The sequence below is a fragment of the Bradyrhizobium dasycarpum genome (genome assembly GCF_042019905.1).
Lineage (GTDB): Bacteria > Pseudomonadota > Alphaproteobacteria > Rhizobiales > Xanthobacteraceae > Bradyrhizobium > Bradyrhizobium japonicum_B.
In genome coordinates, this window is sequence record NZ_CP169574.1 from 685,684 (window position 1) to 706,530 (window position 20,847).

The 20,847-nt window shown below is 66.1% G+C and carries 24 protein-coding genes and 1 pseudogene; 17 read left to right on the forward strand and 8 right to left on the reverse strand.

Annotation, left to right across the window (positions count from 1 at the left end; genetic code table 11):
• Nucleotides 1-82 precede the first annotated feature (82 nt).
• Nucleotides 83-460, forward strand: a complete 378-nt coding sequence (locus ACETMP_RS03535; protein WP_028137006.1) for a helix-turn-helix domain-containing protein — start codon at nt 83-85, stop codon at nt 458-460.
• Between the two features lie 99 nt (nt 461-559).
• Here the strand turns inward: ACETMP_RS03535 and ACETMP_RS03540 are convergent, their stop codons facing one another.
• Entirely contained in the window at nt 560-2,173 is a 1,614-nt protein-coding gene (locus ACETMP_RS03540) for an OprO/OprP family phosphate-selective porin (protein ID WP_375159903.1), read from the reverse strand.
• A gap of 306 nt (nt 2,174-2,479) precedes the next feature.
• Here ACETMP_RS03540 and ACETMP_RS03545 point away from each other — a divergent pair, with 306 nt between their 5' ends.
• From ACETMP_RS03545 to blaOXA, 8 genes and pseudogenes are all read left to right on the forward strand, one after another.
• The gene (locus tag ACETMP_RS03545) at nt 2,480-3,886 is read left to right on the forward strand and encodes a DegQ family serine endoprotease (RefSeq protein ID WP_375159904.1); all 1,407 of its coding nucleotides are present in this window, start codon (nt 2,480-2,482) and stop codon (nt 3,884-3,886) included.
• A complete protein-coding gene (locus tag ACETMP_RS03550; protein WP_375159905.1) occupies nt 3,883-5,220 on the forward strand; it encodes a replication-associated recombination protein A in 1,338 nt (445 codons plus the stop codon). Before ACETMP_RS03545 ends, ACETMP_RS03550 begins: the two co-directional genes overlap by 4 nt.
• A 52-nt stretch (nt 5,221-5,272) precedes the next feature.
• The gene (locus ACETMP_RS03555) at nt 5,273-6,487 is read left to right on the forward strand and encodes an RluA family pseudouridine synthase (protein WP_375159906.1); all 1,215 of its coding nucleotides are present in this window, start codon (nt 5,273-5,275) and stop codon (nt 6,485-6,487) included.
• A 31-nt stretch (nt 6,488-6,518) separates the two neighbouring features.
• The gene (locus tag ACETMP_RS03560) at nt 6,519-6,827 is read left to right on the forward strand and encodes a hypothetical protein (protein ID WP_375159907.1); all 309 of its coding nucleotides are present in this window, start codon (nt 6,519-6,521) and stop codon (nt 6,825-6,827) included.
• Nucleotides 6,828-6,900: 73 nt separating this feature from the next.
• Entirely contained in the window at nt 6,901-7,695 is a 795-nt protein-coding gene (locus ACETMP_RS03565) for an ATP12 family chaperone protein (RefSeq protein ID WP_375159908.1), read from the forward strand.
• 68 nt (nt 7,696-7,763) lie between these two features.
• Entirely contained in the window at nt 7,764-9,374 is a 1,611-nt protein-coding gene (locus ACETMP_RS03570) for a flagellar hook-length control protein FliK (protein ID WP_375159909.1), read from the forward strand.
• Nucleotides 9,371-9,634, forward strand: a complete 264-nt coding sequence (locus ACETMP_RS03575) for an EscU/YscU/HrcU family type III secretion system export apparatus switch protein (protein WP_028136997.1) — start codon at nt 9,371-9,373, stop codon at nt 9,632-9,634. The genes ACETMP_RS03570 and ACETMP_RS03575 overlap by 4 nt, the downstream gene beginning before the upstream one ends.
• Before the next feature lie 67 nt (nt 9,635-9,701).
• Nucleotides 9,702-10,521, forward strand: a pseudogene (gene blaOXA, locus ACETMP_RS03580) (class D beta-lactamase).
• Nucleotides 10,522-10,668: 147 nt separating this feature from the next.
• Here blaOXA and ACETMP_RS03585 read toward each other — a convergent pair.
• Entirely contained in the window at nt 10,669-11,664 is a 996-nt protein-coding gene (locus tag ACETMP_RS03585; protein ID WP_375159910.1) for a dienelactone hydrolase family protein, read from the reverse strand.
• 79 nt (nt 11,665-11,743) lie between these two features.
• Nucleotides 11,744-12,337 carry a hypothetical protein gene (locus tag ACETMP_RS03590; RefSeq protein WP_375159911.1) on the reverse strand — a complete coding sequence of 198 codons (594 nt, stop codon included), beginning with the start codon at nt 12,335-12,337 and terminating at the stop codon, nt 11,744-11,746.
• 377 nt (nt 12,338-12,714) lie between these two features.
• Here ACETMP_RS03590 and ACETMP_RS03595 point away from each other — a divergent pair, with 377 nt between their 5' ends.
• The 3 genes from ACETMP_RS03595 to ACETMP_RS03605 all read left to right on the forward strand — a co-directional run bounded on the left by ACETMP_RS03595 (nt 12,715) and on the right by ACETMP_RS03605 (nt 15,170).
• Nucleotides 12,715-14,247: an acyl-CoA carboxylase subunit beta gene (locus ACETMP_RS03595; RefSeq protein WP_028136994.1), complete on the forward strand. Its 1,533-nt coding sequence runs from the start codon at nt 12,715-12,717 to the stop codon at nt 14,245-14,247.
• A gap of 138 nt (nt 14,248-14,385) precedes the next feature.
• A complete protein-coding gene (locus ACETMP_RS03600; RefSeq protein ID WP_375159912.1) occupies nt 14,386-14,808 on the forward strand; it encodes a hypothetical protein in 423 nt (140 codons plus the stop codon).
• Between the two features lie 14 nt (nt 14,809-14,822).
• Entirely contained in the window at nt 14,823-15,170 is a 348-nt protein-coding gene (locus ACETMP_RS03605; RefSeq protein ID WP_375159913.1) for a hypothetical protein, read from the forward strand.
• A 109-nt stretch (nt 15,171-15,279) separates the two neighbouring features.
• On the opposite strand, the gene ACETMP_RS03610 is transcribed toward ACETMP_RS03605, so the two are convergent.
• Nucleotides 15,280-15,432: a hypothetical protein gene (locus ACETMP_RS03610; RefSeq protein WP_196236034.1), complete on the reverse strand. Its 153-nt coding sequence runs from the start codon at nt 15,430-15,432 to the stop codon at nt 15,280-15,282.
• 75 nt (nt 15,433-15,507) lie between these two features.
• Complete coding sequence (locus tag ACETMP_RS03615) at nt 15,508-16,161, reverse strand: glutathione S-transferase family protein (protein WP_375159914.1); 654 nt, start codon at nt 16,159-16,161, stop codon at nt 15,508-15,510.
• Nucleotides 16,162-16,294: 133 nt separating this feature from the next.
• On the opposite strand from ACETMP_RS03615, the gene ACETMP_RS03620 reads away from it, so the two are divergent.
• Complete coding sequence (locus ACETMP_RS03620) at nt 16,295-16,609, forward strand: hypothetical protein (RefSeq protein ID WP_028136990.1); 315 nt, start codon at nt 16,295-16,297, stop codon at nt 16,607-16,609.
• A gap of 200 nt (nt 16,610-16,809) precedes the next feature.
• Entirely contained in the window at nt 16,810-17,097 is a 288-nt protein-coding gene (locus ACETMP_RS03625; RefSeq protein ID WP_375159915.1) for a twin-arginine translocation signal domain-containing protein, read from the forward strand.
• 154 nt (nt 17,098-17,251) lie between these two features.
• Here the strand turns inward: ACETMP_RS03625 and ACETMP_RS03630 are convergent, their stop codons facing one another.
• Nucleotides 17,252-17,500: a GCG_CRPN prefix-to-repeats domain-containing protein gene (locus ACETMP_RS03630; RefSeq protein ID WP_375159916.1), complete on the reverse strand. Its 249-nt coding sequence runs from the start codon at nt 17,498-17,500 to the stop codon at nt 17,252-17,254.
• 255 nt (nt 17,501-17,755) lie between these two features.
• A complete protein-coding gene (locus ACETMP_RS03635) occupies nt 17,756-18,454 on the reverse strand; it encodes a winged helix-turn-helix domain-containing protein (protein WP_028136987.1) in 699 nt (232 codons plus the stop codon).
• Nucleotides 18,455-18,666: 212 nt separating this feature from the next.
• Between ACETMP_RS03635 and ACETMP_RS03640 the strand changes: the two genes are divergently transcribed.
• Genes ACETMP_RS03640 through ACETMP_RS03650 form a run of 3 tightly spaced genes read left to right on the forward strand, consistent with a single transcriptional unit; the run spans nt 18,667 to nt 20,240 of the window.
• A complete protein-coding gene (locus tag ACETMP_RS03640; protein WP_375159917.1) occupies nt 18,667-18,975 on the forward strand; it encodes an NIPSNAP family protein in 309 nt (102 codons plus the stop codon).
• Between the two features lie 53 nt (nt 18,976-19,028).
• Nucleotides 19,029-19,379 carry an antibiotic biosynthesis monooxygenase family protein gene (locus ACETMP_RS03645; protein WP_375159918.1) on the forward strand — a complete coding sequence of 117 codons (351 nt, stop codon included), beginning with the start codon at nt 19,029-19,031 and terminating at the stop codon, nt 19,377-19,379.
• A gap of 51 nt (nt 19,380-19,430) precedes the next feature.
• The gene (locus ACETMP_RS03650) at nt 19,431-20,240 is read left to right on the forward strand and encodes an oxaloacetate decarboxylase (protein WP_375159919.1); all 810 of its coding nucleotides are present in this window, start codon (nt 19,431-19,433) and stop codon (nt 20,238-20,240) included.
• A gap of 192 nt (nt 20,241-20,432) precedes the next feature.
• Here ACETMP_RS03650 and ACETMP_RS03655 read toward each other — a convergent pair whose 3' ends face one another.
• Entirely contained in the window at nt 20,433-20,825 is a 393-nt protein-coding gene (locus ACETMP_RS03655; RefSeq protein WP_375159920.1) for a hypothetical protein, read from the reverse strand.
• Nucleotides 20,826-20,847 lie beyond the last annotated feature (22 nt).

A 20,847-nucleotide genomic window follows, 5' to 3' on the forward strand; every position in this document is an offset into this window, starting at 1 on the left:
TAACTGTCGCTCTGGCTCCGATTTGGCAAGTACTGTAAATTCGGGGAGATAGTCCCTGTTTGGATACTATTGGGAAAGACGCATGAAACGGCGCAATTTTGCCCGTCGCCCCGGCTGCGCGGTCGAGGCGACGCTGGACCTGATCGACGGCAAGTGGAAGGGCGTGATCCTCTATCACCTGCAGAGCGGCACGCAGCGCTTCGGCGAATTGCGCCGCCGGATGCCCGGCATCACCCAGCGCATGCTGACAAAGCAGCTGCGCGCGCTGGAGGAGGACAAGCTCGTCATCCGCAGGGTCTATGCCGAGGTGCCGCCGCGGGTGGAGTACTGCCTCTCCGAGCTCGGCGAGAGCCTCAAGCCGGTCATCGACACCCTGAAGACCTGGGGCGAGAGCCATCAGGAGCGGCTGTCCTGCGCGCCGCCGCCGGTCGTGGTGGGGAAGCCGAAGCGCGCGGCATGATTTAGAGACGCTGTTGCCAACCTCTCCGTGTCTTTCCTGCGAACGCGCCGTTGTGGGTCCCGGGTTCGCGCTTCGCGCGCCCCGGGACGACAGCTCTGCCTAGAACGCGAACTGCGTGCGCATCGCGACCGCGTCGAACTTCGAGCCGACATCGGCGGTCGAAACAGGCGAAGCCTGTCGCGACACGGTGCCGTGCAGATAGTCCAGCATGAAGCGGACATTGCCGTTGACGTACCAGTTGAGCGCCAGCGTGTAGACGGTCTGTCGGCCGCCGGCGACGCCGGTCGCGGTTGCGAGCTGATCATTGAGGTCGATTGTCGAGAAGCGTCCCGCGATTTCCCACGCGCCCCAGCCGCCGCCGTCGAGCGAGAACGGATGGGCCGGCTTGACGCCATGATAGGCGGCGTTTGCGGCGTTGTAGGTTCGGCCTTCGCCCGTCAGCACGTAGCCGGCCTGCGCATAGCCGCCCTGGAACTTCAGGCTGGGCGCGCCGACCAGCGGCGCGCCAGTGTTGGCGGTGCGGTCGACATTGTACCAGAAGTACTCGCCCTGGACGATGAGCGGTCCGTAGGTCGCCGCCGCCTCCACGCTGTAGACTTGCGCGCCAGAGGCATTGGCGATGGCGCCGGTGGAGATCAGCGTGGTCGGATCGAGCCGCAATTCCGGACGATCGCTGAGGGTGACGGTCTGGGTGTTGGCGATCAGGTTGCGCGGCGGCTGGATCAGCCATTGCGCATTGGCGCCGATATGCACGGAGTAGTCCTTTGCGCTGATGGGATTGCCGGCCACGCGGGCGACCGCGCCATATTGCTCGCTCGTGCCCGGCGGCGAAGCGCTCGAGGCGGAGTGGATCGCGCCGGTCGACGGTCCCGTGACATAGCCGCCGATCCAGAGCTGGTCGTTGTACCAGCGTGTGCCGGCTGCGGAGCGGAAGTCGCCGGCGGCGATGTTGGTCGCGATCACGCCCGGTGAGGCGCGCTCCATGAACATGATGTCGTTGGAGCTGGTGGCCTCGTCCATGGTGTAGGGCAGGTCCATGATGCCGGCCTCGATCGCCATCCGCCCGCCGAACGGTTTCAGGCCGGTGTAGCTGAGATAGGCGTTCTCGACGCCGGAGAGGCCGCCGCCCGGCAGCGATCCTGGCGCGGCGCCGCCAAATCCGTCGGAGGAGCCGCCGAAATCGTAGACCAGCGCGAAGTTCCAGTCGTTCAAGAACTTGCCGGTGACGCCGATGCGCGCACGGCGGACGTTCTGGCCGCTGTCGAGCTTCTGCGGCACGGTCGCCGCCGTGCTGGGGCGATAGTCGTAACCGCCGACATCCCAGTGCACGCGGCTGGTGATGCCGACGCAATTGGCCTGGTCGGCGGTGCAGATCGTCGGGCGATTATTCGGCATCGTCACGACGACGCCGGATGCAGGTGCCGGCCCCTTGACGGGAATCGCCGCATTGGCGTTGGCAACGACGGCCTTTGCCTCCGAGCGCGCCTCGGCCTTCGCTTCGGCCCTTACTTCGGCCTTGGCTTTCGCGGCGGCCGCCGTGTTCGCCGCGGTTTGGCTCTGGAGCTTGTCGAGCTTCTGCTCCAGCAGCTTCAACTGCTGCTTCAGCAGCGCGATCTCCTGCTCGCTGCTGCTTGCCGATTGGGCCTGGGCTTGCGAGGCGGCCAGTGCGCCGGCAAGGCCAATCGCCATGGCTGCAATTCTTGTCCTGCTCACGTCATCACTCCATCGGTTGGACCAACTTCCAGAAGTCGCGAGCCTAAGAACGGTCGATGACTGCCCCGCGACGGCAAGCCCCGGTTGCGCTGGTTCCCGCTGATGTAAATTCGTCGCAACCGAATCCGCCGAGAGCGAGCATGCAAGATGATGCGTGTCATGCCAATCGGCCCCGCCGGCAAGTTGCCGTTTCGCACGCCCGGCTCGGGCGCGAGCCGTCGGAATGAGGCCGAATATTGCCGCCCCGCGCCCTTCTATTGAGGGGCGAACGCGCCTATATTCCGGCGTCTTTTCCAAGAGGTAGGAATGTTTCGATCGATCTGGACCGCCGCCGTCACGGCCTTGTGCATAACCTTTTCCGCCCAGTTCAATCCGGCCTCAGCGCAGGACCGTCGCGTCCCGTCCTCGCAGGCCGAGCTGCGGCTGTCCTATGCGCCGATCGTGCAGCGGGTTCAGCCGGCCGTGGTCAACGTCTATGCCGCCAAGGTGGTGCAGAACCGCAATCCGCTGCTGGACGATCCGATCTTCCGCCGCTTCTTCGGTGTGCCGGGCCAGCAGCCCGAGCAGGTGCAGCGCTCGCTCGGCTCCGGTGTCATCGTCGATACGTCCGGCCTCGTCGTCACCAACGTCCATGTCATCGAAGGCGCCGACCAGGTGAAGGTGTCGCTGTCGGACAAGCGCGAGTTCGAGGCCGAGATCGTGCTGAAGGATTCCCGCACCGATCTTGCGGTGCTGCGCCTGAAGGATTCGAAGGAGAAGTTTCCGGCGCTCGAATTCACCAATTCCGACGAGCTGCTGGTCGGCGACCTCGTGCTGGCGATCGGCAATCCCTTCGGCGTCGGCCAGACCGTGACCCACGGCATCATCTCGGCGCTTGCGCGCACGCAGGTCGGGATCACCGACTACCAGTTCTTCATCCAGACCGATGCGGCGATCAATCCCGGCAATTCCGGCGGTGCGCTGGTCGACATGAACGGCCGGCTTGCCGGCATCAACACCGCGATCTACTCGCGCTCCGGCGGCTCGCAAGGTATCGGCTTTGCAATTCCCGCCAACATGGTGCGCGTCGTCGTTGCCTCCGCCAAGAGCGGCGGCAAGGCGGTGAAGCGGCCATGGTTGGGTGCAAAGTTGCAGGCGGTGACGCCTGAGATCGCCGAGAGCCTCGGCCTGCGTTCGCCGACCGGTGCGCTGGTCGCGAGCGTGGTGTCGGGTGGCCCTGCGGCGAAGGCCGGCCTGAAATCTTCCGATCTCATCACCGGGATCGACGGCCAGACGGTGGATGATCCCAACGCTTTCGATTATCGCTTCGCCACCCGTCTGCTCGGCGGCAGCGCGCAGATCGACGTGCAGCGCGGCGGCAAGCCGCTGAAGCTGACGGTGACGCTGGAAACTGCGCCCGATACGGGACGCAACGAGCTCATCGTCACCGCGCGTTCGCCGTTCCAGGGCGCGAAGGTTTCGACCATCACGCCGGCAGTCGCCGACGAGCTGCGTCTGGACGCCGACACCGAAGGCGTCGTGATCACCGACCTCGGCGGCGACAGCGCGGCTGCGAATGTCGGATTTCAGAAGGGCGACATCATCCTGGCCGTCAACAACCAGAAGATCAGCAAGACCGGAGACCTCGAGAAGGCCGCAGCCGAGCGTGCGCGGATCTGGCGCATCACGCTGGTGCGTGGCGGCCAGCAGATCAACGTCACGCTGGGCGGATGAGTCCGAAGCGACCACAAGAGACGCCGACGCTCTTCGCCGCGGCGGGGCTCGACCACGATGCGCCGCATCCGCTGCCGGATCGCTTGCGCCCGCGCCTGTTGTCGGAGGTCGTCGGCCAGGACCATATCCTCGGCCCCGACGGTGCGCTGACGCGGATGCTGGAGACGCGCACGCTGGGCTCGCTGATATTCTGGGGACCGCCCGGCACCGGCAAGACCACGGTGGCGCGGCTCCTGGCGGATGCCACGGACCTGCATTTCGAGCAGATTTCCGCGGTGTTCTCCGGCGTCGCCGACCTCAAGAAAGCCTTCGAAGCGGCGCGCGCCCGCCGCGAGATGGGCAAGGGCACGCTGTTGTTCGTCGACGAGGTCCACAGATTCAACCGTGCCCAGCAGGATTCGTTTCTGCCGGTGATGGAGGATGGCACGGTGGTGATGGTGGGCGCCACCACCGAGAACCCGTCCTTCGAGCTCAACGCCGCGCTTCTGTCGCGCGCGCGCGTCCTGGTGTTCCGCTCGCTCGACGCGGCCGCGATCGAAAAGCTGTTCGCGCACGCCGAGGTGGTCGAGGGCAAGAAGCTGCCGCTCGACGCAGAAGCGCGCGCGGTGCTGGTGCGCATGGCCGACGGCGATGGGCGGGCCTCGCTGACGCTCGCCGAAGAGGTCTGGCGTTCGGCGCGGGCGGACGAGATCTTCAATGCCGCGCAATTGCAGGACATCCTGCAGCGCCGCGCGCCGATCTACGACAAGTCGGCGGACGGCCATTACAACCTGATCTCGGCGCTGCATAAGTCGGTGCGCGGCTCCGATCCCGATGCGGCGCTGTATTATCTCGCGCGGATGCTGGACGCCGGCGAGGACCCGCTGTTCCTGGCCCGCCGCGTCGTGCGCATGGCGGTCGAGGACATCGGGCTGGCCGACCCGCAGGCGCTCGTCATCGCCAACGCGGCCAAGGACGCCTTCGACTTTCTCGGCCATCCCGAGGGCGAGCTCGCCATCGCGCAGGCCGTGGTCTATCTCGCCACCGCGCCGAAATCGAACGCGGTCTACACCGCCTTCGGCACGGCGATGCAGGTTGCCAAGCAGGCCGGCTCGCTGCTGCCGCCAAAGCACATCCTCAACTCTCCGACCAAGCTGATGAAGTCGGAAGGCTACGGCGCAGCCTACGAATACGACCACGACACCCCGGAGGCCTTCTCGGGCCAGGACTATTTTCCGGAAGCCCTGGGCCGCCAGACCTTCTACGACCCGCCGGAGCGCGGCTTCGAGCGCGAGATCCGGAAGCGGCTGGACTATTGGGCCAAGCTGCGCAAGGAGCGGGGCGGTTCGCGCTAGAGGGGACCATTTCGTCGTGACGAATGGCCGCTTTTAGGCTAGGCAGGCAATCATGAGCCGCCGCATCAAAAGAATGAATCCAAGGCCGCGTTCGCGAGACGAGCGCGAGGACGCGCGTCCGCATCAGGCGCGCAGCGCGAAGAAGGCCGGGCCACGGCCGGGCGCCAAGTCCGGCGGCAAGCCGCTGCGCTTTGCTGGCGAGCGCGCCGAGCGGCGAGCGCCCAAGCCCGAGCCGGAGAGGGCCGCGCCGGCAAAGCCGGTCGACGTCTTGCTGCCGACCAAGGTCCAGACCGTCAAGGTGACGGCGGACGAGAACAACATGCGTGTCGACCGCTTCCTGGAGGCGCGCTTCCCCGGCCTGTCGTTCTCCCATATCCAGCGCGTCGTCCGCAAAGGCGAGCTGCGCGTCGACGGCAAGCGCGTCGACAGCAAGGACCGCCTCGAGGAGGGGCAGAGCGTCCGCATCCCGCCGCTGAAGCTCGATGCGCCGAAGGTCGTCGGTGAGCTCTCGGAAGCTGCGCAGAAGACGCTCAAGGCGCTGAAGGAGATGACGATCTACGAGGACGACGACGTGCTCGTCCTCAACAAGCCGGCCGGCCTTGCCGTGCAGGGCGGCTCGGGCATGACGCGGCACATCGACCAGATGCTTGAGGTGATGCGCGATGCCAAGGGCCAGAAGCCGCGCCTCGTGCACCGCATCGATCGCGAGACGTCGGGCTGCCTCCTGGTCGCCAAGACGCGCTTTGCAGCTTCGCATCTCACCGGCGCGTTTCGCTCGCGATCGGCGCGAAAAGTCTATTGGGCGCTGGTGCCGGGCCTGCCGAAGCCGAAGCAGGGCCGCATCTCGACTTTCCTCGCGAAGGAGGAGAGCGAGGACGATACCATCATGCGCATCGCCCAGCACGGCGACGAGGGCGCCAGCCACGCGGTGACCTATTACGCGGTGGTCGAGACCGCCGGCAACAAGCTGACCTGGGTGTCGCTGAAGCCGGTGACAGGCCGCACCCACCAGCTGCGCGCCCACATGGCCCATATCGGCCATCCCATCGTCGGCGATCCCAAATATTTCAACATCGAGAATTGGCAGCTGCCAGGCGGCCTGCAGAACCGGCTGCATCTGCTCGCGCGCCGCATCGTCATTCCCCATCCGCGCGGCGGCGTGATCGACGCCACCGCGCCGCTGCCGCCGCACATGCAGCAGTCATGGAACCTGCTCGGGCTCGATGCCAGCCGGTTTGATCCGATCGAGAACGCGCCGGAGGAATAGCCGGGTTGAACGGGGGCGGTGGAGGCACGACATGTCGCCCATGACACGGCTCTCGATCAGTCTTGTGGTGTTGGCCGCGCTAGGGGCGTGGCAGGCCGCCCACGCGCAATATGTGCTGCCGGGCGCCTCGCGGCTCGCTCCACCGTTGCCGGCGCCGCCACCGCCGCCGAAGATCGAGGTGCCGAGGGTTCCGCAATTCGACGCGCCGCCGCGCTACAACTACCAGCCGTTGCCGCGCAATTCGTTCAGCGACCGCGTCGCAAAATGCCTCGACGACGCCGCGGCCGCGGGACTGGGCCCGGCCGATCGCGGCACTTATGCGCGAAGCTGCGCGAACTAGCAGCACTGATGGACGTCATGGCGAAGCCATTGCGACCCAGGTAACTTGACGAACGACAGGGACCGAAAGATCGATGCGCGAATTGTTCGAAGAAGCAGCAAGCCAGCCCCCGCCGGATCCGCGGGAATCGGCGCGCGCGTCCGCGCGCACGCCGCTGCGCAAGCGCTTCTACAAGGAGGCCGGCGTCACTGACGCCGAGGGCGGTTTTGCCATCACGCTCGATGGCAGACCGATCCGCACGCCGTCCGGCCGCCAGGTGGTGATCCCGGCGCGGACGCTTGCCGATGCCGTGGCCGCGGAATGGGCGGCCCAGGGCGAGAGCATCGATCCCGTGAGCATGCCGCTGACACGGATCGCCAACAGCGTGGTGGAGGGCGTCGTCGACCGCGTCGGGCTGGTCAGCGATGATCTCGCAAAATACTTCGAGTCCGACCTGCTGTTCTATCGCGCCGGCCACCCCGAGGGGCTGGTCGCCCGCGAGGCGGCGCATTGGGACCCCGTGCTGTTCTGGGCGGCGGAGGCGCTGGGGGCGCATTTCATCCTGTCCGAGGGCGTCATGCACGTGAAGCAGCCGGACGAGGCGCTCCGGATCGCACGTGCCGCGCTGCCCGGGGACCCCTGGTCGGTCGCCGCGCTCCATGTGGTGACGACCCTGACCGGCTCGGCACTGCTCGCCTTGGCACTTGCCCATGGCGTGCGCGATGCCGGCCAGGTCTGGGCCGCCGCCCATGTCGATGAGGACTGGAACGCCGAGCAATGGGGCGTGGACGAGGAGGCGGCCGCCCGCCGGGCCACGCGGCTGCGGGATTTCGAGGCCGCCGTGACGGTATTGGCGGCGGTGAGGGCGCCATTGGTCAGAGGTCCTTAACGAGAGGTTTACGCCGCAGGCGTTAGGGTGGCTGGTGCTGCCTTCCGTGTTCCCTTGGGCCTCCTGAGATGCCGACGCCGGTCACTTCCATCGTACGCGTCAGTGCCGCCAGCCCTGTGGCTGATGCGACGACGCCTGACCTCGCGCTTCAGGCCGGCAGCGTCGTGAACGCACGGGTCGTCAGCGTGATGGCCGACAATCTGGTGCGGATCGCGATCGCCAACCTCTCGATGGACGTGATGTCGGAAGTGGCGCTGACACCGGGGCAGAATCTGCAGCTCGCGGTGTCGAAGAGCGACGGCACCATCCGCCTTGCGATCATGAGCGGCGCAGGCGAGGCAACTCCCGATCAGGTCACGCTGACGCCTCGCGCTGCCTCGTTGGTGGAAAGCCCACCGCTGGCGCCGTCCGCGACGCGCAATACGCTCACGCCATTGGAGCAGGTCGCGGTCAGCGCAGCCTCGGCCGAGGCTGCGGCAAAGCAGGGCAGCCAGGCGCCGCTGTTCGCCAATCTGGCGGCCGTCGTCACCGGCAGCGATTTGCCGGCGGGCCTGAAGCAGGCGGTGCTGAACGTGCTGGCACAGCAGACGCCGCTCGACCCCGCGCTCGACGGCGGCGGCATCGAGTCCGCCTTCCAGAAGTCAGGGCTGTTCCTCGAGGCTTCACTGGCCGCAGGCACGGCGCCGTCCTCCGGGGCTATTCCGGATTTGAAGGCGGCGCTGCTGGTGTTGCGCCAGACCTTGGCCACGATCGGGACGGCCGCGCCGCAGAGCCAGGGCGCCGCGATCCCGGCCGGCTCCGCGGCGACACCGCAGGTCGCCTCCGCGCCGGCTCAGCCGGCCGGTGCGGTCGCACACGCCGTATCGCCGTCGATCGCACCTGAAATTGCGCAACAGCCGCAAACGCTGCGCAACGCCAATCTCGCGGCGGCGGTGCTGGGCGGCCTGGCGGCGGACGCGCCGCAAATGGCAATGCCGCGCATGTCCGCCGGACTTGCCGCAAGCCTGCTGCAGGAGGTCACGCAAGACCTGCCGCGCCTGACCGGCAACGTCCCCGGCTCCAACAAAGCGGTGCCCGACGGCGAGATCTTCGAGGCGGCGGCGCGCGCGACACCGCCGCCGTTCCGTGGCGCGCTGCCCTCGGCGCAATCCATCGCCTCGCCGTCGCTCGCGCCGGATACGCCGCTCGCTGCGACCGTGCATCGCCTGCTCGACGAGACCGATGCCGCGATCGCGCGGCAGACCCTGCTTCAGGTCGCATCGCTCCCCGACCGCACTGACGCCGGCGGTCACCGCGTTGATCCGAATGTGCCGCAGTGGAATTTCGAGATTCCCTTTGCGACGCCGCAAGGCACCGCGATGGCGCAGTTCGAGATCTCGCGCGATGGCACTGGCGAATCCGCCGATGCCGCCAAGCAAGCCTGGCGCGCCCGCTTCACGCTCGATGTCGAGCCGGCGGGCCCCGTCCACGCGCTGATCACGCTGAGCGGGGACAAGACCTTCGTGCGGATGTGGGCGGAGCGGCCGGCAACCGCGCAGCAGCTCCGCGCCGGCATCGGTGAGCTCAGCCAGGCTCTGGTGCGGGCCGAGCTCAAGCCCGGCGACATCCTGGTTCGCGACGGCACGCCACCGCAACCGGCGCCGGCCCGCGCCGGCCACTTCCTGGATCGCGCCACATGAGCGACCCGTCCAAGCTCGCGATCGCGCTGCATTACGAGAGGGGCTCCGGCGCGCCGGTCGTCGTCGCCAAGGGCAAGGGCACGATCGGCGAGAAGATCGTCGAGATCGCCAAGGCCCACGACATCCCGATCGAGGAGAACGAGGTCTTGGCCGGCGCGCTGTCCAAGGTCGAGCTCGGCGAGGAGATCCCGCCCGACCTCTACAAGGCCGTCGCCGAGGTGCTGGTGTTCGTGCTGCGGCTGTCGGGCCGAGGGCGGTAGGCCGTCATCGTTTCACCACGTGGCGCTGCCATGGTGCCGACGTGTTGCTCAATTCAGGACGTTTCGCTTGCTGACCCGCCGCTCCACTCTCGGCCTGCTCGCCGCATCTGCAATCATGCCGCGGCGCGCGCTCGCTCACGTCGCGCCGCCGCGCAACGAGATCCGTGACAGTCTCGCAAAGCGCTTCACCGACCTTGGCACATCGGGCACCTTCGTCGGCTACAAGGTGGAGGATTATCTGGTCGTCGCCAGCGACAAGGATCGCTCGGGCGAGGGCAAGCTGCCGGCTTCGACCTTCAAGATTCCGAACTCGCTGATCGCGCTCGAGGACCGGCGTCGTCGCCGACCCCGACAAGGACGTCTTCCCCTGGGACGGCGTGAAGCGTCCGATCGAAGCCTGGAACAAGGATCACACGCTGCGCAGTGCGATCGCCGTGAGCGCGGTGCCGGTCTATCAGGAGATCGCGCGCCGCATCGGCCAGGAGCGCATGCAGAAATATCTCGAGGAGTTCGACTACGGCAACCGTGACATCGGCGGCGGCATCGACCAGTTCTGGCTCACGGGAGCCTTGCGCATCGATCCGGTCGAGCAGATCGATTTCGTCGACCGGCTGCGCCGCCGCGCGCTGCCAATCTCGAAGCGGAGCCAGGATCTGGTCGCCGACATCCTGCCGGTGACCAAGGTGGGCGACAGCGTCATCCGCGCCAAGTCGGGTCTGCTCGGTGCAGAGCGCGGCGAGCCGTCGCTCGGTTGGATGGTCGGCTGGGCCGAGAAGGGCGAGGCGCACACGGTGTTTGCGCTCAACATGGATTGCAAAGAGCTGCGCCTCGTCGCCGAGCGCATGTCGCTGACGCAAGCCTGCCTTGCCGAGATCGGCGCGATCTAGCGCTGCGGCGCCAGTCATTCGGCTTAAGTCCCGTAGGGTGGGCAAAGGCGCGTAGCGCCGTGCCCACCGCCTTTCAGTGTCGCGATTGAAGTGGTGGGCACGCTGGCGCTTTGCCCACCCTACCGGCATCGCGCGCGGAGGAGGGTCTCACCCCAGCTTGAACAACACCTGCAAGAACTCCTGCACCGCCTTGCGCGCCTCGGCGGCCGTCTTCGGATTGCCGCCGACATGCGGGTTCAGCTCGACACAGGCGTCCTTGTAGGTGAATGGCGCGTTGGTATCGCCGTTCATGAGCACGCCGCCGTCACCTTCCTTGATCTTGCAGTTGCGTACCGTCTGCGAATTGGCCGACACCGCGACGGTGCTGACGCCGAGCAGGCCGCTGTCGAACCCGTGCGCACTGTCGGGGTATTCGGTCAGCACCACGTCGCGCCCTGCCGCCTTGAGCCGTTCGACAAACGCCTTGCAGCTGCTGACGGGATTGTAGTCGTCGGGCGTGCCGTGGAAGATGCGGATCGGGCGTGCGACGACCCCGTCGTCGCCGACATAGCTCGTCGAGCAGTCCGGATAGAACGGGACATAGGCGGCGAACGTGATGCCGGACTTGTTCCAGAGCTTGTTGAAGCGATCGACGCTTGCATAGAGCGTCGCCTGTCCGCCGCGCGAGAAGCCCATCAGCACGATGCGGTCCGGATCGACGCGCGGGTGCTTGGCCAGGATGTCCAGCGAGCGGTAGATGTCGATGATCAGATTGAGCCGGCCGAGCAGGGCCTGGTTCGGGCCCACCATGGTCAGCCCGCGGCCGGTGAAACCGTCGATCACGAAGGTCGAGATGCCCATGGCGTTGAAGGCGCGCACCCAGGCCTCGGTGGTGGCGCCGACGCCGCTGGAGCCGTGCATCAGCACCACGACGGGGAGCTTGCCGGTGCCTTGCGCGACGCGGAATTCGCCTGCCACCGTCACCGGCTTGCCTGCGGCGGCATCGCCGCTGAGGAATTGCTGGTCGGAGAGTGTGAGAGAGGCGATCGGGTAGATTTCGGTGCGGGTGGCGACTTCCCTGGGCAGAGATTGCGCATGGGCGCCTGTGCCGCCGAACAGTGTCGAGATGCAGAGCGCCATGGCGATGCGGAATGCCGTGGGCATCGGAGCCTCCCCAATGATTTTGGGTGAGTAGACCAACGGGTCGGCACGCTGTCAATTTGACGCGCGCCACCGGTGTGTCTCAGGCGGTGTCCGTCTTCTTCGCGGTCAGCGCCTGGTCGATGGCAAAGCCGCCGATCTCGCTCATCGCCTGCGAGATCACGTCGCCCTTGCGGGCAAAGCCGCTGGAGAGATAGTCGAACTGCGTCCGCGCCAGCCGCAGCACCTCGATCGGCACCGAGACCGCGGTCTCGTTGAAGCTGTCGACCGAGGCGCGCAGGCTGTCCCGCTCGGTCGCGAGCTTGACGATATGGCTCTCGGCATCCTGCATCAGGCCGATCAGCCTGCCGCGCTCGGCATCGAAGGCGGCGCGCTGGGCTGCGGCTGCCGTGGTGATTTCGGCAAGCTGCGCCCGCAGCACCTCGATCTGGCCGACCATGGCGTCGGAGGCGCGCTCGGCGGCCTCGCGCAGCTCGGCGTCGCGCGTGCTCTCGATCTGCTGCTCGTGATACAGCCGCTCGGCCGACGTCGCCCGCTGGCCGAGCTGCTCGATCAGGCTCGCGGCGCGCAGCAGCATCTCGCCATTCCGGCCCGACACCATGCTGGCCATGCGCCGCAGGAAGCCGACGGTCTCTGACGATGAGCTCGGCGGCAGGGGAACGACCGTCGCGGACATGAGTGATGCTTGAGCCAAAGAGTGGTGACGGCCGCCGTACCGACTGGGCTCACGCAACATTCGGCGCCTGATCGCAAGCGCGAAGCAAGCCTGAATCGGCAGTCCCGGTCAACCGGGCCAGGGCACCAATCTGCGGGCACCGGACCGGATCAGACGCTCGTCTGCGAGCCGGCCCGGCCGAGATGGCGAAGCCCGACCGTGGCACGTCCGGTCATTCCCGCCTCCAGCCTCGGCCGCCCGGCAAAACTCTGGAATTCCTTGCGCTTTCCCGCTGCCTCAGGGCAGCCCTGCGACGCGGAAAGGCGCTTTCCGGCTTGCAAAATGCCGTGTTAGAACCCCCGGCAATCGCATTTAGGCTTAAGAACTGGCGGGAGCAAATGAAACACATCCTGGACGCCCTTGAAGATCGTCGCGCCGGTGCCAAGCTCGGCGGCGGGGAGAAGCGCATCGAGGCGCAGCACGCCCGCGGCAAGCTGACGGCGCGCGAGCGGATCGAGCTCTTGCTCGACAAGGGGTCGTTCGAGGAGTTCGACATGTTCGTCGAGCACCGCTCCACCGAGTTCGGGATGGAGAAGACCAAGGTACCCGGCGACGGCGTCGTCACCGGCTGGGGCACCGTCAACGGCCGTAAGACGTTCGTCTTCGCCAAGGACTTCACCGTGTTCGGCGGCTCGCTGTCCGAAACCCACGCGCTGAAGATCACCAAGCTTCAGGACATGGCGATGAAGGCGAGGGCGCCCATCATCGGGCTCTATGACGCGGGCGGCGCCCGCATCCAGGAAGGCGTCGCGGCGCTCGCCGGCTACTCCTATGTGTTCCGCCGCAACGTGCTCGCCTCCGGCGTGATCCCGCAGATCTCCGTCATCATGGGCCCCTGCGCCGGCGGCGACGTCTATTCGCCTGCGATGACCGACTTCATCTTCATGGTGAAGAACACCAGCTACATGTTCGTCACCGGCCCGGACGTGGTGAAGACCGTCACCAACGAGGTCGTCACGGCGGAAGAGCTCGGCGGCGCCTCGGTGCACGCCACGCGCTCCTCGATCGCCGACGGCGCCTTCGAGAACGACGTCGAGACGCTGTTGCAGATGCGGCGGCTGATCGACTTCCTGCCGTCCAACAACACCGACGGCGTGCCGGAATGGCCGAGCTTCGACGACATCGGCCGGGTCGACATGTCCTTGGACACGCTGATCCCCGACAATCCGAACAAGCCCTACGACATGAAGGAGCTGATCCTGAAGGTCGTGGACGAAGGCGACTTCTTCGAGATCGCGGAGGCCTTCGCCAAGAACATCGTCACCGGCTTCGGCCGAATTGCGGGGCGCACCGTCGGCTTCGTCGCCAACCAGCCGATGGTGCTGGCAGGCGTGCTTGACTCCGACGCATCACGCAAGGCGGCGCGCTTTGTTCGTTTTTGCGATGCCTTCAACATCCCGATCGTCACCTTCGTCGACGTGCCGGGCTTCCTGCCGGGCACCGCGCAGGAATATGGCGGCTTGATCAAGCACGGCGCGAAGCTCTTGTTCGCCTATTCGCAGTGCACCGTGCCGCTGGTCACCGTCATCACCCGCAAGGCCTATGGCGGCGCCTTCGACGTCATGGCCTCCAAGGAAATCGGCGCCGACATGAACTACGCCTGGCCGACCGCCCAGATCGCGGTGATGGGCGCCAAGGGCGCCGTTGAGATCATCTTCCGCAGCGACATCGGCGACCCCGACAAGATCGCCGCCCGCACCAAGGAATATGAAGACCGCTTCCTGTCGCCGTTCATTGCCGCCGAGCGCGGCTACATCGACGACGTCATCATGCCGCACTCGACGCGGAAGCGGATCGCAAGGGCGCTGGCAATGCTGAAGGACAAGAAGGTCGAAGCGCCGGCGAAGAAGCACGACAATTTGCCGTTGTGAGGGACGGAAGACGTCATGGCAATTCGGCGTCGTCGATCGAGATCATGGCGGCGCGCCATCGGATCGTGCGGCCTGATATTGGGTGTTTTGTCCGCAGTCCTGGCGATGGACATCTCCTGCTTCGCACAAGAGAGCGAGATGACCGTCACCACCCGGACGTCGGAAGAGGCCGTTATCGAAGGCTATGCCGACGCGGACAATACGTGCACGCCGGTCGAGCTTCCCCGGCTCCTGCTTATGAAGTCACCGGAACACGGGATCGTCTGTTATCGCATTGAGGATTTTGAGGTGGCGAGCGACAGCGGACGGGATCAAGCCTGTATCGGACGCTGGATCCGCGGCATAAGCATATTCTACTTGGCACGCTCCGGTTACAGCGGGCCGGATAGTCTGCGCTACGAAGCGATCACCGATCGAAGACGGGACAGGGTGGTTGTTCGCGTCAGGGTCTTACCCGGCCTTGCCGAGGATCCTGGTGCACCGCTCAGCCCTGGTGATTCTCCGCGCGAGCCCGCTATGTCGCTTGGGCCTATCCCCGCGTGCGTGGTGCCGGTGTCCTAGGCGGTGGCGTGCTGATGACCGAAGACGATCCGACCGACGAAATCTCCGACATCGAGAATCGTATCGAGCGTCTCGCTGAGATCGCCGAGCGTTGCCGCAAGTACATCCTGGCGTCCAAGATCGCGATCGGTGGCGGGGGCGCGCTGCTGGTGGTGACGATCCTCGGCCTGTTCGGATTCGGTCAGACCGCCGCGCTTGGATCGATCGCGCTGGTGCTGGGCGGGATCGTCTCGCTCGGCTCGAACGTGAGCACGTTGCGGCAGACGGAGGAGGCCATCAGCGCTGCGGAGGCGCGGCGCGCGGCGTTGATCGGGAGCATTGATCTCCGCGTCGTCGCCGATGCGCCGCTGAAGCTGGTGTGATGCGGTAGGGTGGATTAGCGAAGCGTAATCCACCAAGTTATCTGTCACCAGATGGAGCAGTGGCGGATTACGCTTCGCTAATCCGCCCTACGTATCTCCCCACCACGCCTCACGCGGCCTGCTTGACTGTCAGCTCCGACAATTCCGTGCGGCATTCGGCGGCGAAGGCTTGCAGCCGCTCGGCGGTCTGGCGGTCGAGGATGGCCTTGGCCAGCCGCTCGGCGCGGGCGATCTGTCGCTTGAGATATTCGATGCGGAGCATGTGGCACCTGTCGAATGGTTTTGTTCCGATGGCGGCAACTCTACGCCGGTCACCGGATCGACTATGTGAGGCGGATCACGTTCCGCGCGCCTTATCCGTCGCAGCGAAATGCGCCATCTGGTCGGCGTGCGCCTTGGCGAATGCCGGACGGCCGGTGGCGCGCGCGACGTAGGCGCGCAAGGCGGGGCTGTCCGCCAGGCCGCCGAAACCATCGACGACCCGCAGCACGTCCGCCATCAGGATGTCGGCGACGGAGAAGGAGCCGGCCAGCCATTCGCGCCCCGCAAGCACCGGCTCGAGATGCTTCAGCCGAAGCTTGAGGAAGTCGTCGACGAATTTCCACGCCGCCGTGTCGGTCGGATGTCCCATGAACTTCGACATTCCCCAGGGCAGGCTCGCCATCTCCACCGAATTCAGCGCCGCGAACACCCATTCCGTCGTCTCGATGCGGCCGCGCGGACCTGCCGGCATCAGCTTATCGCTGAGCCCGCCGAGATGCAGCAGGATCGCGCCGGTCTCGAAGATCGAGAGGTCGCCGTCGGTCAGCCACGGCACCTGGCCGAACGGCTGGTGGGCAAAATGCGCAGGCCCGCGACCGTCGAACGGCACGCTGGCGACGCGATAGGGCAGGGCGGCCTCTTCGAGCGCCCAGCGCACGCGGAAGTCGCGCACGAAGCCGCGCGGGGCTGCGGGAACCCAGTCGAAGGTGGTCAGGGTAAGGTCGGCCATTTGCTGTCTCCGTGTCCTGGTTCGAAGCAGAGGACGGGCGAAGGGCGCCCATTCCGACACCGGCGCGAAACTCTTTTTTGCCGCGGGCGCCGCAGGCGCTAGTCTCGGTTGAAACAAACAGGAGGAAAACCCGATGCCCGCTGCCTTCTTCGTCGTCCGCGCCATCGTCCCCGACGCTGAAAAGCGCGCCGCCTTCGACCGGTGGTACGAGGCGGAACATCTGCCCGACGCGGTGAAGGCGTTCGGCGTCAGCAAGGCGTGGCGGTTCTGGAGCCTCGATGATCCCTCGCTGCACCAGGCGATGTATCAGTTCGATGACGAGGCCAAGCTCGCCGCGATGCTGAAAGGCGACGCGCTGCAAAAGCTCGTCGCCGATTTCAACCGCGACTGGCCCGACGTGAAGCGCTCGCGCGAGACGCTGGTGCTGGCGCAGGAGTTCGCGACGTAAGGTCTGTAGCCCGGATGGAGCGCAAGCGTAATCCGGGTCTCGTATGACGCACTAACCTGGATTGCGCTGCGCTCCATCCAGGCTACGAAATCTTCATCTTGGTAGCTGCGAATCTGAACGCACTTTTCAGCATCGGTTCATGCCGTCACGGCGACACTCCTTCTGCATCACAAGCACGATGATCCAAGAAGGAAGAAGCCATGGAGCGCCGGAATTTTCTGAAACTTGCATTGGGACTGACGGCCGGAGCGGCTGTGTTCGCCGCGACCGCTGCGCAGGCCGCGCCGCTGTCACCGCAGCCGGTCAGCGATCCCAAGCGCATGCCGCAGGGTAGTCCCGACGCTCATCCTGCCGTCACCACCAGCGAGGAAGCCGCCGAACTGACGCCCGAGCAGGTTCATTGGCGCGGCCATCACCGCCACTGGGGCTGGCGCCGCCGTCATTGGCGCCGGCATCACCGGCGCTGGCACCGTCGCCATTCCTGGTGAGCCCGCGGCACAGAGTGAATTGGACGGGGATCGCAACCGCGGTCCCCGTTTCGATTTTGAGGCGCTTCAGTTTCGCGGCGGATCGTCGGCACCACCCGGAAAACGACAATGGCCGCGCAGGCTTTCGCCGCGCGGCCATCTTGCGAGGAAGAGATCAGTACGGGCGGCAGCGGCCGGCGTGCCAGTGGAGGCCATAGGGGCAGACGCGGGCGCGGGGCACGACGACGACCGGCGGGGCGACATACACGGGAGCCGGGCGCACCACGACCGCGCCGCGCATCGGACGGCAATTGCCATAGGGACCGCGATAGAACCCACGGCCGCAGCCCTCGGCGGCGCTGGCCGCCTCGCCGAAACCGACGACCGAGCTGGCCAGTATGGCGGCGGCGAACAGATATTTCATTTGATCTTCCTTCTCATTCTTGGGGCAAGTCTTTGGGGGCGGCGCTAGTGGCGCACAATGAATCATCAGACGCGTTCGACATGTCGAATCTTGCAACATATCGGCACGACGCGATCCAAACCTGCCAATCATGACCTGAATGCGGCATGAACGTTGCCCGCATGCGGCCTGACGCGACAGGGACGGCGCCGGCGCTGGGAAAGCTCCGAACCGCCGTGCGGCTGCAGCGCTCCGGTCCGCAATGGAGCGCGCGGGTCAGTCCTTGCCGTTGCCGAACAGCGCGGCAAACTGCTTCTCGCCGGTGCGGGTGAAATTCACGACGCGGCTGCCGGGCGTCGCATCGCGCGCCGCCCATTTCAGCTCGGCGAAGCGTTGCATCATGGCGGCCCCAAGCGTGCCGGCGAGATGATGCCGCCGCTCGCTCCAATCGAGGCAGGCCTTGCACACCGGGCGCCGCGGGTGCGCAAGCATGTCGGACGAGATCTGCAGATGCTTGGCAAGGAAGCGCTCGCCCTCGGCGGTCAGCTCGATGTCCTGCTTCTTCTGCCTGACCAGATTCCGCTCGCGCAAGGAATCGAGCATCTGCACGCCGAGATCGCCGGCGAGATGGTCGTAGCAGATCCGCGCGCGCCGCAGCGCCGGATCCTTTGGCCCGGTGCGCACCCGCATATGGCCGGTCCGCGCCGCAAGTCCGGCGAGGCCTTCGAGCACGCCGGCGACGTCGTCGTCGGTGAGGCGATAGTAGCGGTGGCGGCCCTGCTTCTCCGGCTCGATGAGACCACCGGCCTCGAGCTTGGCCAGATGCGAGCTCGCAGTCTGCGGCGTGATGCCGGCCTCCTGCGCCAGCTCGCTCGCGGTCAGCGCGCGGCCGTTCATCAGCGCGGTGAGCATGTTGGCGCGGGCGGGATCGCCGACCAGCGAAGCGACCATGGCGATGTCGGGTCCTGATTTCATGCTTCGATGGTAGCCGAAGCATTGAAGTCGGGCAAGCAGGTAGCGTCTCACCAGTTCGTCATTGCGAGGCGCGCGCCGGTAGGGCGGGCAAAGGAGCGCAGCGACGTGTCCACCATTCGTCGTTGCGGACGAAGGACGTGGGCACACTTCGCTTTGCCCACCCTACGCGACGCAGCGCTCGAAATGACGATGTACAAGCAGGAGAGCCAATCATGTCCGTCACCGTCTTCATCCGCTACCAGCTCGACCCGTTCAAGCGCGCGCAGTTCGAGGAGTATTCCAAGCGCTGGCTCACAATCATTCCGCGCTGCGGCGGCCGGCTGATCGGCTATTTCATGCCGCATGAGGGCACCAACAACATCGCCTTCGGCCTGATCTCCTTCGAAAGTCTCGCGGACTATGAATCATATCGCAAGACGTTGCGCGTCGATTTCGATGGCGTGGCAAACTTCAACTTTGCCGAGGAACAAAAATTCATCCTCGCCGAAGAGCGAACCTTCCTGCGCCAAGTGATCTTATAAGCCAGGTGGTTTTATAAGTGGTATTGTCGGTCACCAACGACGAGGAGACGCCCATGATCGCCGTGATCTTCGAGGTCTGGCCCAAGCCGGAACACCGCCAGGATTATTTCGACCTCGCAGCCGACCTGAAGCCGCTGCTGCAGACCATCGACGGCTTCATCTCGGTCGAGCGTTTCGAGAGCCTGACCGAGAAGGGCAAGATCCTGTCGGTGTCGTTCTGGCGCGACGAGGCGGCCGTCGCCGCCTGGCGCAACACGATGGAGCACCGCCGCACCCAGGCCAAGGGCCGCGCAGGAATCTTCGCCGACTATCATCTGCGCATCGCCAGCGTGGTCAGGGATTACAGCATGAGCGACCGCGAGCAGGCGCCGAAGGATAGTCGCGCCGTGCACGACGCGCACTAGCGCCGGCGTGAATGCGCGCTTATGTCATCGCGGCAAATAGGGGAGAGAAACATGCATGTGACAACTGCTGACAAGCGCGCGGCCTTCAAGAAGATGCACGAGAGCGGCTGCTTCATCCTGCCCAATCCGGTCGACGTCGGCAGCGCCAAGGCATTGCAGCATCTCGGTTTCAAGGCCATCGCCTCGTCGAGCGCGGGCTTCGCCTGGACCATCGGCAAGGCCGACAATCACGTCACGGTCGAGGATGTCTGTCAGCATCTGGCAGCATTGAGCTCAGCCGTCGACATTCCCGTCAACGCGGATTTCGAGGGCGGCTTTGCGATCGAGCCGGACAGGGTCGCAGACAATGTCGAGCGCTGCGTGCGCACCGGCGTTGCCGGACTGTCGATCGAGGATTCCACCGGCGACCAAGCCAAGCCGCTCTATGAGCGCAGCCTCGCGGTCGAACGCATCAAGGCCTCGCGCAAGGCGATCGGCGACAGCGGCACGCTGCTGGTCGGCCGCTGCGAAGCCTATTTGTGGGGTGTGACCGATCTCAAGCTGGTCATTGACAGGCTGACCGCCTATGCCGACGCCGGCGCCGACTGCCTTTATGCGCCGGGCCTGAAGACGCGCGAGGACATCAGCGCGGTGGTGAAGGCCGTCGCACCGAAGCCGTTCAATCTCCTGATCGGCGCGTCCGGCCTGTCGCTGAAGGAGGCCGAGGATCTCGGCGTGCGCCGGATCAGCGTCGGTGGCTCGCTGGCCCGCGTCGCCTGGGGCGGCTTCATGCGCGCGGCGAAGGAGATGGCGGAGAAGGGGACGTTTACCGAGCTCGGCAGCGGCTATCCCGGCGGCGAGCTCAACAAGATGTTCAGCTGACCAAACGAAACCCGAGAGAAACGAAAGCGGCGAGACATTCGTCCCGCCGCTCTCGCATCCTCTCGGTGTCATGCCCCGCGCAGGCGGGGCATCCAATGCGCCGCGGCCTTTCGATTCAACAACGACCGTCTCGGAGTACTGGATCGCCCGGTCAAGCCGGGCGATGACAGTTGTGCGTGAAGCGGTCGCCTGTTACTTCGCGCCCTCAGCCGGCGGCGTCTGCGCATCCGGGGCCGGCCTGGTCGGCGCCGCGCCCGTGGTCACGCCCGGCTCGGTGTTGGTGCGCGGCGTCACGTCGCGCATGCCGGGAGGCGCGGCCGGATTGGCGGGCTGCGTCTGTGCCGTCTGCGAGGCCGGCGGATTGCTGGCCTGATTGGTCGTGCTGGTATTGTTCAGGCCGTAGAAGACGGCGCCAAGCACCAGCGCAATCGCCACGGCGAACAAGGCCACCTTGCCGCTGGAGGCGGGGCCTTCGCCGAGCTGGGGATCGGCCTGAAGGTCGGCATCCCGGCGCGCCGTGCGAAGATACTCATCGTCGGCGAGGTTCGGGCGGTACGGATCGTTGGGAAAACGGTCGTCAGCCATCGATTGGGTCTCCTCGGTTATG

Bases quoted from the DNA above. Each gene is read 5' to 3' on its own strand.
- ACETMP_RS03535 (WP_028137006.1), top strand. From the start codon at position 83: ATGAAACGGCGCAATTTTGCCCGTCGCCCCGGCTGCGCGGTCGAGGCG.
- ACETMP_RS03545 (WP_375159904.1), top strand. From the start codon at position 2,480: ATGTTTCGATCGATCTGGACCGCCGCCGTCACGGCCTTGTGCATAACC.
- ACETMP_RS03550 (WP_375159905.1), top strand. From the start codon at position 3,883: ATGAGTCCGAAGCGACCACAAGAGACGCCGACGCTCTTCGCCGCGGCG.
- ACETMP_RS03555 (WP_375159906.1), top strand. From the start codon at position 5,273: ATGAGCCGCCGCATCAAAAGAATGAATCCAAGGCCGCGTTCGCGAGAC.
- ACETMP_RS03560 (WP_375159907.1), top strand. From the start codon at position 6,519: ATGTCGCCCATGACACGGCTCTCGATCAGTCTTGTGGTGTTGGCCGCG.
- ACETMP_RS03565 (WP_375159908.1), top strand. From the start codon at position 6,901: ATGCGCGAATTGTTCGAAGAAGCAGCAAGCCAGCCCCCGCCGGATCCG.
- ACETMP_RS03570 (WP_375159909.1), top strand. From the start codon at position 7,764: ATGCCGACGCCGGTCACTTCCATCGTACGCGTCAGTGCCGCCAGCCCT.
- ACETMP_RS03575 (WP_028136997.1), top strand. From the start codon at position 9,371: ATGAGCGACCCGTCCAAGCTCGCGATCGCGCTGCATTACGAGAGGGGC.
- ACETMP_RS03585 (WP_375159910.1), bottom strand. From the start codon at position 11,664: ATGCCCACGGCATTCCGCATCGCCATGGCGCTCTGCATCTCGACACTG.
- ACETMP_RS03590 (WP_375159911.1), bottom strand. From the start codon at position 12,337: ATGTCCGCGACGGTCGTTCCCCTGCCGCCGAGCTCATCGTCAGAGACC.
- ACETMP_RS03595 (WP_028136994.1), top strand. From the start codon at position 12,715: ATGAAACACATCCTGGACGCCCTTGAAGATCGTCGCGCCGGTGCCAAG.
- ACETMP_RS03600 (WP_375159912.1), top strand. From the start codon at position 14,386: ATGACCGTCACCACCCGGACGTCGGAAGAGGCCGTTATCGAAGGCTAT.
- ACETMP_RS03605 (WP_375159913.1), top strand. From the start codon at position 14,823: ATGACCGAAGACGATCCGACCGACGAAATCTCCGACATCGAGAATCGT.
- ACETMP_RS03610 (WP_196236034.1), bottom strand. From the start codon at position 15,432: ATGCTCCGCATCGAATATCTCAAGCGACAGATCGCCCGCGCCGAGCGG.
- ACETMP_RS03615 (WP_375159914.1), bottom strand. From the start codon at position 16,161: ATGGCCGACCTTACCCTGACCACCTTCGACTGGGTTCCCGCAGCCCCG.
- ACETMP_RS03620 (WP_028136990.1), top strand. From the start codon at position 16,295: ATGCCCGCTGCCTTCTTCGTCGTCCGCGCCATCGTCCCCGACGCTGAA.
- ACETMP_RS03625 (WP_375159915.1), top strand. From the start codon at position 16,810: ATGGAGCGCCGGAATTTTCTGAAACTTGCATTGGGACTGACGGCCGGA.
- ACETMP_RS03630 (WP_375159916.1), bottom strand. From the start codon at position 17,500: ATGAAATATCTGTTCGCCGCCGCCATACTGGCCAGCTCGGTCGTCGGT.
- ACETMP_RS03635 (WP_028136987.1), bottom strand. From the start codon at position 18,454: ATGAAATCAGGACCCGACATCGCCATGGTCGCTTCGCTGGTCGGCGAT.
- ACETMP_RS03640 (WP_375159917.1), top strand. From the start codon at position 18,667: ATGTCCGTCACCGTCTTCATCCGCTACCAGCTCGACCCGTTCAAGCGC.
- ACETMP_RS03645 (WP_375159918.1), top strand. From the start codon at position 19,029: ATGATCGCCGTGATCTTCGAGGTCTGGCCCAAGCCGGAACACCGCCAG.
- ACETMP_RS03650 (WP_375159919.1), top strand. From the start codon at position 19,431: ATGCATGTGACAACTGCTGACAAGCGCGCGGCCTTCAAGAAGATGCAC.
- ACETMP_RS03655 (WP_375159920.1), bottom strand. From the start codon at position 20,825: ATGGCTGACGACCGTTTTCCCAACGATCCGTACCGCCCGAACCTCGCC.